Source organism: Caulifigura coniformis, from assembly GCF_007745175.1.
In the GTDB taxonomy this organism is placed as follows: domain Bacteria; phylum Planctomycetota; class Planctomycetia; order Planctomycetales; family Planctomycetaceae; genus Caulifigura; species Caulifigura coniformis.
In genome coordinates this window covers 6,539,063-6,551,208 of the sequence record NZ_CP036271.1, presented here as the reverse complement: position 1 = coordinate 6,551,208, position 12,146 = coordinate 6,539,063, and the positions used below count along the sequence as shown (strand labels likewise).

The window sequence follows — 12,146 nt, the reverse complement described above, 5'->3', positions numbered from 1 at the left end:
CCCCGAAGAGCCGGGTCCTGATCTTCGTCCGGGAGCGCTTCCGCTCGCAGGCGCGATCTCTCCTCAGAGTTCCAATCCCGGACGCTGGTCACTTCGACTGTGGCTTCACCGCGGGAGGGGCCTCCACAGGCGGTTCGGCGGCCGCGCCGTCCGCCTTCGCGAGGCGACGATAATAGTCCGCGAGCACATCCTCGAAACCGGGAGGGAAGCCTTCCGTCTTCGACTGGAGGATCTTCTCCCGTTCTTTCGGCGTCAGGTCGTCATACCCCTTCCCCGTTTTCTTGGGCGTCTTCAGTTCGCCCATTCCGCCAGGGCCTTTGGTGAGATTCGACTGCTCAGCCGGGCGGTTCGGTTTGCCCCCACCGCCGCTGCCGCTGGTTTTCTTTTCCAGAAGTTCGATGACGGCATCGAAGCGGGACACGATGCGGGGCTGCGTCGTCTCGGCCGGAGGTTTGGCCTTCCCGTCGCCCAGGTCTTCCACCACCGCTTCCATCTCCAGGTCGAGAACGAGGAACGGATCCTTCAGCCAGGCCTCGTTGTCGAGCGGGAAGACGCGGCCGACTTCGTCGCCAGCGGAAGGAGTCGGTTTCTTCTCGACGGCGGCAGTTTTCGTGTCGGCAGCCGGTTTCGCATCGGCAGCCGGGGCCTCAGGCGCCGCGGGCTTGTCCTCCTTCGCGGCCGTGGCGGGAGCGGGAGAGACCTCTGCCGCCGGCGGGCCTTCCACGGCGGGCTTCGTTTCGTCGGCCATGGCCGAGGCGGAACACGCCATCGCGAGCAGCGCTGCGGGAATCGTTCTTCGCATGCCTCACCTCGTCTCTCCGCCGTTGAATCCCGCGTCGCCAGGTCTTTCAACAGGCTCACGCCTGTACTCGCCGGGCGTCATTTCCCCAGGCAGTCCTGACACGTCGAATCGTGCAGGCGCTGGGTGATCGACTGGATCTTCTGCTGCTGCTCCACGAGCGTTTTCAGGCGCGAGGCGAGATCGGGATCCTGCATCGGCTTGCCGACGAATTCGGCCTCCACCTTGCGAGTCTCCTTGTTCAGGGAGATCTCCATCCATTTAAGCATCTTCACTTCCGCCAGCAGCTTGTTGAGATTGCCGTCGCAACTGCTGCACTGGCCTCCCGACGACGCGCCACTCGGCCGCGAGGCTTGCTTGAGTGCGTTCAGGAGTTCCTGCAGATCGTCTTCGATCTGTTTTTCGCGGCCGATCACCGAGTCGTTCGCGCGGCCCGAGCTCAGTTCGGCGGCGACGAGTTCCATCTGATCGATCACGCTGCGAAGCGCCGGCGGGAACGCCATGCTGAATTCCACGAGTTCGCACAGCCCCAGCGCTTCTTCGCCCAGCTGCACGATCTTTTCTTCCGCTTCCGACAGCCGCTTCACGGCCACGACGGTTTCTTTGCGTCCTTCAGCCACGCGGGGGGCGAGCTTTTCGGTCGTCTGCCGCACCTGGTGCTGTTCGACGATCATCTGCGCCAGCGTTTCCATGACGCGCTGCCGCACGAACGCTTCCAGCTCCTTCTCAAGCCCGGACTGCAGCTCGGCGAGATTGGCGTCGGCCTTCGACAGCTTGTCGATCGCTTCCTGCTGTTCCTTGTTGGCTTCGCCGCCGTTGCTCTCGCCGAGCTTTGAAGCAGCGTTGCCGATGTTCTTGACGGCGCCGTTCACGGCTCCCGTGGCGCTGGCGGCCGCGCCGCCAAACTGACGGAGCATCTGCTCGAGGTCTTCACCCAGCCGCTTGTTCCGTTCTTCGGATTCCTTGAGGGCGACGAAGTCGTCTTTCCGGTTGGCGTCGCTGGCGGCCTTCGTGTCGTTGAGCTGTACCTTCTCTTTGCGGACGAGGGCTTCGATCTTTGCGCGGGCTTCTTTCAGCTTCTTGAGCTGCTCGAGCTTGAGCTGCAGGTCGATGTCGGTCGACAGGAGCAGCCGCTTGAGTTCTTCGAGCTCGGCAATGATTTCCTTCTGGCCGCTGGCGGCCTGCTCGAGCTTGAGCGACGAGAGGAGCTGCGACGTCTGCGACATCCGGTCCGCGATCAGGGTGTCCCGCGCGCGTTCGACTCCGAGTTTCAGACGGGCTGCGTCTTCCGGCTGGGCTTCGCGAATCAGTTCCGCGAGGCGGAACATCCGCTGCTCCAGTTCGCGCATGTGCGCCTGGGCCTTGTCCTGTTCGAACTGGATCGTCTCCTGGGGAGCGACCTCTTTCGGCTTCTCCTGCGCCTGCAAAGAGACGACAGAGTTCAGGAAGAACAGACAGCCCAGCGCCGCGGAAATAGATCGCATGGCATCCTCCAGACATGGAGCGGCGTCTCACCGCCCGAGCTGCTCAGCCCATCGAAACCGCCCAATCCGGCATGTTCGACGCGGAAATCAGCATATCCAGAAGGCCGAAAATAACAAGATGTTCCACAACTTCCCGAGGGAATCGAGGGCCTGCGCAGAGGGGCGCGGGTCTCCTGGGGCGGCCGGCGGAGCCGGTACTCAGCTCGATCGGATCTCGGGAAATTCCGGGAACGTCTCCGCGTCGGCGTCCGTCCCTTCCTGAGGCCGCCTGCTTTCCTCGGCCCGTCGTTTCCAGTTCGCTCTGCGGGGAGGACGTCATGTTCCGTCGTCTGCTGGCATTGGTGGCTCTCCTCGCGGCCTCAGCGACCGCTCCCGTGATGGCCCAGGGGTTCCTGATGATCCCCGATCGGCCCATGCCTCTTCCCCGGCCGATTCCGCGCCCGTCCCCAACGCCGCCGGCGAACTACGCCATTAAGGAACTGTCGGTCGACGCCCGGATCACCGACCAGGTCGCCCGCATCCAGGTGACGCAAACCTTTGTGAACCACGGCTCAACTCAGATCGAAGCCCAGTTCGTGTTCCCCCTCCCCTATGACGGGGCAATCGACAAACTGACGCTCCTTGTCGATGGCAAAGAGTTTCCGGCCCAGCTGCTTTCGCGGGAAGAAGCCCGCAAGAAGTACGAGGCGATCGTCCGATCGAATCGTGATCCGGCCCTCCTGGAATGGATGGGCCAGGGCATGTTTCAGACGAGCGTCTTTCCGATTCCCGCCGGGGCGGAACGTAAGGTCGTCCTCGAGTACAAGCAGCTGCTCCGCAAATCGCAGTCGCTGACTGAGCTGCTCTACCCGCTCAGCACGGCGAAATTCACGTCGAAGCCGCTCGAGAAGCTCAACCTCCGCATCGCCGTCGACAGCAACGTCGACATCCGCAACGTCTACAGCCCAAGCCATCCGGTCAACGTAGAGCGGCCCGACAACCGCCGCGCCGTGATCACCTACACCCGCACGGGGGACGTCCCCACGACGGACTTCCGGCTGTTCTACGACGTCCAGCCGGGACAGCTGGGAACGAGCGTGCTGACGTACCGGCCCAACGAAAAGGAGGATGGCTATTTCCTGTTGCTGACGACGCCGCAGCTTCCCGTGGGCGACGCGCCGCCGGCCGCCAAGACGATCGTGTTTGTGGTCGACCGCAGTGGAAGCATGGCGGGCAAGAAGATCGAGCAGGCGCGGCAGGCCCTGAAATCGGTCCTCAACAATCTGCGTGAGGGGGACACGCTCAACATCGTCTCCTACGAAGGGGCGGTCGAGTCGTTCCGGCCCGAGCTGGAAAAGTTCACAGACGCCACGCGCAAGGCCGCTCTCGCGTATGCCGACGGTCTCTACGCCGGCGGGGGGACGAACATTCATGACGCGCTCACGACGGCCCTGAAACCGCTGACCGACACGTCGCGCCCCTCGTATCTGCTGTTCCTGACCGACGGCCTGCCGACCGTGGGAGAAACCAACGAATCGAAGATTGCCGCGGCGGTAAAAGCCGCCAACCGGGCCCACGTCCGGCTGCTCAACTTCGGGGTGGGATACGACGTCAACAGCCGGCTTCTCGATCGGCTCGCCCGCGAAAACTCAGGGGCGAGCGAATACGTCCGGCCCGAAGACGACATTGAAGTCGCTGTGAGCCGCGTGTTCAGCCGGATCAGCTCGCCCGTACTGACGAACGTCGACGTCCAGTTCCAGTTCGATGGACCGTGGTCGGGGCCGAACCCGATCACGCGCATGTATCCCGGATCGGGTTTCGACCTGTTCGCCGGCGAGCAGGTCGTCATCGTCGGACGATACCGGCGGTTCGGCGCGGCGAAAGTGATCCTCTCAGGGGCGATCGGGCCCGATCACAAGGTGTTCGACTTCCCGGCCGACTTCATCGAGAAGAGCGGCGACCAGACGCTGGCGTTCGTCGAGAAGCTGTGGGCCACCCGGCGGATCGGGGAACTGATCGACCAGCTCGACCTCAACGGGCACAACCAGGAACTGGTCAACGAACTCGTGGCGCTCTCCACGAAGCATGGCATCCTGACGCCCTACACGTCGTTCCTGGCCGATGAGTCAGTCCGTCCCGACGTGGCGTCCCTGTCGAACCAGGCCCGGACGACCAGGGAACTGGAACTGCTGGTGCGGAGCCCCGAAGGCAAGGCCGGCGTCGCCCAGCGGTTCGGCAAGAACGCGCTGAGGGAGGCGAATGGCGCCCCGGCCGCGTCAAAGCCCGCTCCGGCCGACGGACTGCCGGGGGCGGCGACGTATTTCAGTGTCGACGACAAGCAGGTGGTGGCTTCGACGGTGCGGAACCTGGGAAACCAGGCCCTGTACAAACGGGGGCGGGTCGTGGTGACACCGGACACGGCGAACCTCGACGTCGAGAAAGACGCGGCCAGCATTACGACCGTCGACCGCTACTCGAGCGAATACTTCGCGATCGTCTCGGCCAACTCGCCCGAGGAGAACCAGATCCTCGCCAACCAGGCGTCGGATGAAGACCTGCTCGTGCGGCTCCGCGGAAAGGCTTACCTGATCAAGTAGTTGACGGGCGTGGCTCGAACGCCCCGGCTGGTCCTTGACCGGCCGGGGCGTTTTGTTTGAGCCCCCCTGCCCTTGGCGGACCGCATGGGGACCTGCCCCCGCGCGCAACCCTCCACGGACGATCGGAGGGACCATGAACACGATCAACGCGACTCAAACGGCCATCAACGCCTCGCCAACCCGCCCGGAACGAACGATTCCCGACCGGAACGCCATGCGGTTTCAAAACTTCCAGGGGAGGAAGGGCAAGACGACAGGATGGCCCCCCGGCCCCGTTCTTCTTGCTCTTCATGCTGTGAAGCAGCCACGCGAAGCAGTTCGTCTCCTGGGAGACGCGAGGCTTTGACTCTGGAGCCCCGCGCTGGCTCTGGAGGCGAGGGACAGGGCTGGTCACTTCTTCAAAATGGGCCAATTCAACGTTGGGTTGCGCCATTGCCGCAAAATGACTTGCGGTGACGAAAGTCGACCGACCGTGAAAAAGTGACTCGCCCCGCCCCAATCCCCACCCGCCCAAGCACTTCCGAGTACCGAGTACCGAGTACCGGGCCCCCCGCGCAACCGCCCCCGTCATGATGGAGAACCTATGAACACAACCACCGTCAACCTGTCGACACACACACCGGCCCGGCCGGCTCCATGTCCGCACCACCCACGCTCTCCCGATCCTTCTACTGAACTTCCGCAGGAAAAGAGGGCGAGGAGTACAGGACCACCCACACAACGCGCCCTCCTTGCCCCCTCGGCGTCAAACACCTCCACACTGTTCCCAATCCCTGCACAAGCTTGAGAGTTGCGCGCAAGGCTGGTCACTTTTTCAAGATGGGCCAGTTCGTCGTTGCCGCAACATGACTTGCAGTGACAACAGACGACCTGGTGTGAAAAAGTGACTCGCCCTGAGGCGAGGGAGCGTTTGCTTTGCGGGAGACAGCGCAGGCGGTATCCTCCCGGTTTTCGACTCGCCGGGCCGAGAGTGCCTCCGGCAGGTCCTCGCAGCGAACACTTCCAGACGATTCAGACGGCAGCGCCATGTATCTCGGTGAAAAAAGCGGATTGAAGCTCGGCAAAGCGATGCGCGACGCCTTTGGCGACGCCCTCAAGGAAGTCGGCGCGACCAATCCGCTCGTCTGCACGGTCGACGGCGACGTCGGAAACAGCACCCGCACCGAGGTGTTTGCGAAGGCCTATCCGGACCGGGCGGTCAACGTCGGCATCGCCGAAAGCAACATGGTCAGCGTCGCCGGCGGTCTGGCGGCGTGCGGGAAGATTCCGGTTGTCGCCAGCTTCGCCTGCTTCCTCCTGGACAACGCCTTCGACCAGATCCGCATGTCGGTCGCGTTTCCCGACCTGAACGTGAAACTCGTCGGCTCGCACGCCGGCATTTCGATCGGCGAAGACGGTCCTTCGCAGATGGGCATTGAAGACGTCGGCCTGGCCTGCTCGCTGCCGGGCGTGGTGGTGATCGTCCCCTCGGACGCCGCCACGACCAGGGCTGCCACCCAGGCGATGATCGAACACAAAGGCCCGACCTACCTGCGCGTCTGTCGGCAGAAAGTCGCCGACATCCACGCCGCGGATGTGAAGTTCAAGATCGGCAAGTCGATCCAGGTCCGCGACGGCAAGGACTGCACGATCATCGCCAACGGCCTGATGGTCGCCTGCGCTCTCGATGCGGCGAAGGCCCTCGAGGCCGAAGGCGTGCAGTGCCGCGTGATCGACATGCACACCATCAAGCCGCTGGATGTGGACGCGATCGCGAAGGCCGCGAAGGAGACGGGCTGCATCGTGGTGGCCGAAGAGCACCTGCCGCACGGCGGGCTCGGATCGGTGGTCGCCCAGGCCGTCGTCGAGTCGAAGCCGGTGCCGATGGAATTTGTGAACATCGGCGACCGTTATGCCGAATCAGGAGACCCGGACGGCCTCCTCGTGAAGTACGGCCTGACGCCTGAGAAAGTCGCCGAGGCGGTGAAGAAGGCCGTCAAGCGCAAGTAACGCAGGTCGAGTCTTCCGGCAGGCAGGTTACCGAGTTCGCGGGCGCCCGCGAACGACGAATCGCCGCCCCGTCGTCCGGACGAGAACGGCACGGTGCTCAGCTATCGCACGTTTCAAAATGCCGATCCTCCCCGCATCCTGCAGTTGTGGGGTGACAGCGGTCTGGGACGGGCAGCGATCCAGAGCCGCTCGACCGAGCCGTTCGAGATCTCGAACTACGCGCAGCCCTATTTCGATCCGCAGGGGCTGATCCTCGCCTGCGATGGAGATCGCGTCGTGGGGATGGCTCACGGCGGCTTCGGGACGAAGGCCGACCAATCTGGGCTCGACCAGTCCGTGGGTGTGATCTGCGCGGTGGTCGTGCATCCCGAGTATCGCCGACGGGGAATCGGACGCGAACTCGTGAGCCGGGTCGAGGAGTACCTGCGGCAGCGGGGGAGCGAGACGCTGTACGCCGGCCCGTCGTTGATGAACGACCCGTTCTATTTCGGCCTGTACGGCGGATCGCGGCCTTCGGGATTCTTCGAGAGCGATCCGCTCGCGATGCCGTTCTTGACCGCGGTCGGCTACGAGGCCGTCGAGAAACACGGGATCTTCATCCGCGAGATGCTCTCGGGAAAGGATCCGACGTCGGCGAAGGTGGTGATGAACCGCCGGCAGACGTACCTGGAGGTGTCGGAGAAGCCGCAGCGGCCGACGTGGTGGTGGTTCACGCGCTTCGGTCGTCTGGACTGCCTGCAGTACCAGCTGAAGTTCAAGAAGTCGCAGGAGACGGTGGCCGTACTGACGGCCGTGGGTCTTGACCAGTACATCCCGGTCTGGAATCAGCGCGCGATCGGGCTGGTGGACCTGGTGGTGACTGCCGAATACCGCGGCCAGGGGTTCGGGATGACGCTGCTGATCGAGGTGATCCGGCAGCTGCGTCAGGATCTGGCTGGCTGCGCGGAAATTCACTCGCCAGAGACGAATGAATCGGCGATGCGCGCCGTGAGCGGCGCGGGGTTTGAGCGCGTGGACACCGGGATCGTCTATCGCAGGCGAGAAAGCCCTTAGGGGCCCTTCCGGCGAATCGGATCACTGCATCGGCTGCGCTGTCGGCGGCGTCTGGCGCTCGCGCTGGATCGCCTGATAGACTTCTTCGCGATGGATGCTCACGTGCTTAGGCGCTTCAATGCCGAGGCGGACCTTGTCCCCCTGGATCGACACCACCATCAGTGTGATCGAATCGCCGATGATGATTTTCTCGTCCTGCTTACGGCTCAACACCAACATGACCGCGCCCCTCTATGGAAAGCCTCGTGCGAACATCCCCTCCTGCGATTGAGTGGTTCGTCCTGCTCAAGGCATCGGATGTTCGATCAACGCTACACCACATTCGCCATGTCCCGCTTCGGCAGAAACTGCGATTCGCCTGCTCGGGGTGGTGACGAAACGCATCGCACCGGGCAATCCGCGCACATGTGGAATTTGCACTCTGCCGGGCACGACGGTTGTCACGACTGAGCGGGAAGTGGACGCCGGCGGAACCGAATGCGCCCGGCCCGTGGCCTGGTCTCATCCTGCGGGGTATAACGATGCCATGGCCGGTGGCGTCTTTGACGACGCTCCGGCCGATCCGAAGGACCCCGTGATGACCGTTCCCTCCGACGCTCCCTGGTATCGGGACGGACTCCGCTTTGAATGCACGCAGTGCGGCAACTGCTGCTCCGGGTTTCCGGGCTTTGTCTGGATCAACGACGACGAACTGCGGGCGATCGCCGAACACACCGGCAAGTCGATCGGCGAGATCCGGCTGATGCACACCCGATTATATGCCGGGCGTCTCTCGCTGTCGGAGTTCGCCAACGGCGACTGCACGTTCTTCGATCCGCGCACGCGAGGATGCTCGATCTACGAAGCCCGTCCGACGCAATGCCGCACCTGGCCTTTCTGGCGGAGCAACATCGAGTCGCCGGAAGCGTGGGAGCGGACGGGAGAATCGTGCCCCGGCGTCAATCAGGGCGATTTCATCCCGCTGGAGGAGATTGAGATGCGGGTTGGGCAGCGCGAGATGTAGGGGCGTGCGTCAGTGGGAGCGTTGATCCGGGTTGTCGGCCTTACCAGAGGCCTGCAGTCGACGTCGCCTCGCCAGTGCATGGGCCAGCGGGCTGACCAGAGCGGCTCCAACCAACCCCCACAGCCAGAGCACAACCAGCCCTCCGACCGCGCTACCGAGTTTGTCCCAGGAATTCAGTGGGTCGCGATACGTCGCTGGAATCAGCAGAGCCGTGCCCAGGATTGCGGCGTAAATAATCGTCGTCCACTTCATGCTGAGCTGGAAGCAGTGCATCAAGGTGCGGCGGTATGTCGGCGCGTCATTCATGGGCTCAGCTTAACGGGCACCCGCCTTGGTTGTGCCACCGTCGCCCCACTACGACACTGAACGCGAGCGTGTTTCACCCGGCTCGCACTCCCGCCTCCACAGGCCCGCCATGACGCCCCTCCGTGCTTTTGTCGCATTGACCCTGCTCGCTGCGACCGCCAGCGCCCAGAACACTAAAGGATTCAACTACGACGAGGACAAGGTTCCGGCCTATACGCTTCCGGATCCGCTGACCTGCCTGGACGGGTCGAAAGTCACGACGGTCGAGCAGTGGAAATCGAAACGCCGCCCCGAACTCCTCAAGCTGTTCGCCGAGCTCGAATACGGCAAGACACCGGCCGGAGCATTCCCCGGCATGACCTTCACCGTCGCGAACGTCGACGAGAACGCCCTTGGCGGCAAGGCGGTTCGCAAGGAAGTCGTCGTCAACTTCACGGGGAAAGCGGGCGACCCGACAATGACGATCCTGCTGTTCACCCCGAAGACGAAGGCCAAGGCGCCCTGTTTCCTGGGCCTGAACTTCAAGGGCAACCACGCCACCCATCCCGACGCCGGCATCACTCTGAATACCAACTGGATGCGTTCGGCTCCTAAAGGCGATCCGTCGGTCAAGGACCATCGGGCGACCGAAGCCTCCCGCGGCGTCGCAGCGTCCCGCTGGCCGTTCGAGATGGCGATCGATCGGGGCTACGCCGTCGCCACGATCTATTACGGCGACATCGATCCTGATGTGGACGACGGTTTCCAGAACGGCGTCCATCCGCTGTTCTACAAGGCGGGCCAGACGAAGCCTGCAGTGGACGAATGGGGTTCGATCGGCGCCTGGGCGTGGGGGCTGAGTCGGGCGCTCGACTACCTGGAGACCGATCCGCAGATCGACGCGAAGCGCGTCGCCGTGCTGGGCCATTCACGCCTGGGAAAGACCTCCCTCTGGGCCGGCGCTCAGGACGAGCGCTTCGCACTCGTCATCTCGAACGACTCCGGCGCCTGCGGCGCGGCCCTCAGCAAGCGGATCTTCGGCGAGACCTGGAAACGCATCAACGACTCGTTTCCGCACTGGCTGTGCGACAACGCCCTCCAGTTCAACGACAAGGAGGCCGAGCTGCCGTTCGACCAGCACGAGCTCATCGCCCTGATGGCGCCGCGCCCGGTCTACGTCGCCAGCGCCACGGAAGACCAGTGGGCCGATCCGCACGGCGAATACCTCGCGGCGCTCAATACGGGCCCGGTCTACCAGCTGTTCGGCCTGACGGGTCTCGGCACCGACAGCGAAGCGCTGCCGCCGGCCGACTCCGCTGTCCAGAAGGGCCACATCGGCTACCACCTGCGGACCGGCAAGCACGACATCAACGCCTACGACTGGGAACAGTACCTGAACTTCGCCGACAAGCATCTCAAGTAGCGGTCGGCTTAAAGGGACCGGTCGCGTTCGCGCAGCAGTCGCTTGAGTTCGTTGGCGAAATCGTCGACGTCCTGAAAGCTGCGATAGACGGACGCGAACCGCACGAACGCGATCTGGTCGACATGCCGGAGCCGGTCGAACACCTGTTCGCCGATGTAGCGGGAGGGGACTTCGCGATCGAAGCTCTCGTACACGCCGCGTTCGACCTCGTTGACGATCTGTTCGATCTGCTCGGGGCTGACGGGGCGTTTGTAGCACGCCTTCTCGATGCCTGAACGGATGCGTTCGCGATCGTAAACGACGCGCGAACCATCTTTCTTCACAACCTTCAGGGGCGATTCCTCGAGCTTTTCGTAGGTCGTGAACCGCCGGTTGCACTGCAGGCATTTGCGGCGGCGGCGGATCACGAAATCTTCACTGCCGCGGGAATCGATGACCTTGGTTTCTCCCTGGCGGCAGAACGGGCAGAGCATTGAAGTGGACGATCAGATGTCGGCGGGCGGGACACGGAAGCCTGATCGTAGCGGCTGAGGGCGCGGTATTCCCGCGCATCGCATCCGGCCGCGAGATCAGGCCGACTCGTGCAGCACTGGCCGGAAGTCGATGACCTCGGCATTCTCAGGGTCGCTGTAGTTCGACAGGGATGTGACGTTCCGCTCGATCATGGCGGCGATGTCGTCGAGTGGCAGGTGGTTGAGGTTCAGGTTGTTGAAGGGGTTCTGCAGTTCGACGCTGATCTGATCGAGGGCGACAAGCGGGTAGGCCACGACCATGGTAATCAGCGGGATCAGCCAGTCGGTTTCGAGGCGATGCAGCAGCGACAGGGGGAGAGTCAAAAGAAACAGGGTGATGAACTGCCGCACCTTGATGGCATACACGCGGGGGAGCGGCGTTCTCAGGATGCGTTCGCAGGCCCCGATGTGGTTGATCAGTTCGGCCCGCTCGTGATCGACGCGGAGGAAGGAAAAGCGGTCCATCTGGTGGCGCTCGTTCGCCTCGCGCAGCAGCAGGGCGATGCGGAGGGAGACGAGGCTGGGCATGTGCTCGCATTCTTCGAGCTGCCGGGCGTTTTGCGGTCCGAGGAGCAGGTTGACCTCGGCGGGGACGCTGTCGCCCCGGAGGGAGTTGCGGGCGACATGCGGGAAGGCTGCGGTCCAGGCAATGAAGCGTCGCCGCCAGTCGGCGTCCGTTGGTCCGTAGGTCAAACCGGAGATGGCCAGGTTTCGCGACTGGTTGACGATTCCGCCCCAGAGCTTGCGGGCCTCCCACCAGCGGTCGTAGCCGGCGTTGGTGCGGAAGACGAGCAGGAGGCCGAGGACGGCGCCTGCGATCTCATAGGGGGCGTCCTGGAGGGCCAGGCGATGGCCGATGGTGTTTTCAGCGAGCCAGGACAACGAGCAGATGCCCATCGACAGGATGCCGAACGTGACGACGACGGACGCGACGTGAGGCGTCACGGAGCCGCGCAGCGTGAACGCGTCCAGCCAGTAGCTACGACGATCCGGGTTTCGCATCGGTGCCTGCTGCAGCGACG

General features: G+C 63.7%; 11 protein-coding genes. 5 read left to right on the top strand and 6 right to left on the bottom strand.

Annotated elements, in window-relative coordinates; translation table 11 throughout:
* Positions 1–88: 88 nt before the first annotated feature.
* Both Pan44_RS27675 and Pan44_RS26305 read right to left on the bottom strand, forming a co-directional pair.
* Entirely contained in the window at positions 89–802 is a 714-nt protein-coding gene (locus Pan44_RS27675; protein ID WP_197453680.1) for a hypothetical protein, read from the bottom strand.
* Positions 803–879: 77 nt separating this feature from the next.
* Positions 880–2,283 carry a hypothetical protein gene (locus Pan44_RS26305; protein WP_145034702.1) on the bottom strand — a complete coding sequence of 468 codons (1,404 nt, stop codon included), beginning with the start codon at positions 2,281–2,283 and terminating at the stop codon, positions 880–882.
* 317 nt (positions 2,284–2,600) lie between these two features.
* Here Pan44_RS26305 and Pan44_RS26300 point away from each other — a divergent pair, with 317 nt between their 5' ends.
* The 3 genes from Pan44_RS26300 (at position 2,601) to Pan44_RS26290 (ending at position 7,901) form a co-directional block, all read left to right on the top strand.
* A complete protein-coding gene (locus tag Pan44_RS26300) occupies positions 2,601–4,859 on the top strand; it encodes a VIT and vWA domain-containing protein (RefSeq protein ID WP_197453679.1) in 2,259 nt (752 codons plus the stop codon).
* Positions 4,860–5,885: 1,026 nt separating this feature from the next.
* Positions 5,886–6,848, top strand: a complete 963-nt coding sequence (locus tag Pan44_RS26295) for a transketolase family protein (RefSeq protein WP_145034700.1) — start codon at positions 5,886–5,888, stop codon at positions 6,846–6,848.
* 93 nt (positions 6,849–6,941) lie between these two features.
* The gene (locus Pan44_RS26290; RefSeq protein ID WP_145034699.1) at positions 6,942–7,901 is read left to right on the top strand and encodes a GNAT family N-acetyltransferase; all 960 of its coding nucleotides are present in this window, start codon (positions 6,942–6,944) and stop codon (positions 7,899–7,901) included.
* Positions 7,902–7,922: 21 nt separating this feature from the next.
* On the opposite strand, the gene csrA is transcribed toward Pan44_RS26290, so the two are convergent.
* Positions 7,923–8,120 (bottom strand): carbon storage regulator CsrA, encoded by a 198-nt coding sequence (gene csrA, locus Pan44_RS26285; protein ID WP_145034698.1) that lies wholly within the window; start codon positions 8,118–8,120, stop codon positions 7,923–7,925.
* A 307-nt stretch (positions 8,121–8,427) separates the two neighbouring features.
* Between csrA and Pan44_RS26280 the strand changes: the two genes are divergently transcribed.
* Positions 8,428–8,904, top strand: a complete 477-nt coding sequence (locus tag Pan44_RS26280; protein ID WP_231754176.1) for a YkgJ family cysteine cluster protein — start codon at positions 8,428–8,430, stop codon at positions 8,902–8,904.
* Between the two features lie 9 nt (positions 8,905–8,913).
* Here Pan44_RS26280 and Pan44_RS26275 read toward each other — a convergent pair whose 3' ends face one another.
* Positions 8,914–9,210 carry a hypothetical protein gene (locus Pan44_RS26275; RefSeq protein ID WP_145034697.1) on the bottom strand — a complete coding sequence of 99 codons (297 nt, stop codon included), beginning with the start codon at positions 9,208–9,210 and terminating at the stop codon, positions 8,914–8,916.
* A gap of 109 nt (positions 9,211–9,319) precedes the next feature.
* Between Pan44_RS26275 and Pan44_RS26270 the strand changes: the two genes are divergently transcribed.
* Entirely contained in the window at positions 9,320–10,612 is a 1,293-nt protein-coding gene (locus tag Pan44_RS26270) for an alpha/beta hydrolase family protein (protein ID WP_145034696.1), read from the top strand.
* A gap of 8 nt (positions 10,613–10,620) precedes the next feature.
* On the opposite strand, the gene nrdR is transcribed toward Pan44_RS26270, so the two are convergent.
* Entirely contained in the window at positions 10,621–11,085 is a 465-nt protein-coding gene (nrdR, locus tag Pan44_RS26265) for a transcriptional regulator NrdR (RefSeq protein ID WP_145034695.1), read from the bottom strand.
* A gap of 96 nt (positions 11,086–11,181) precedes the next feature.
* A complete protein-coding gene (locus tag Pan44_RS26260) occupies positions 11,182–12,126 on the bottom strand; it encodes a bestrophin family protein (RefSeq protein WP_145034694.1) in 945 nt (314 codons plus the stop codon).
* Between the last annotated feature and the right edge of the window lie 20 nt (positions 12,127–12,146).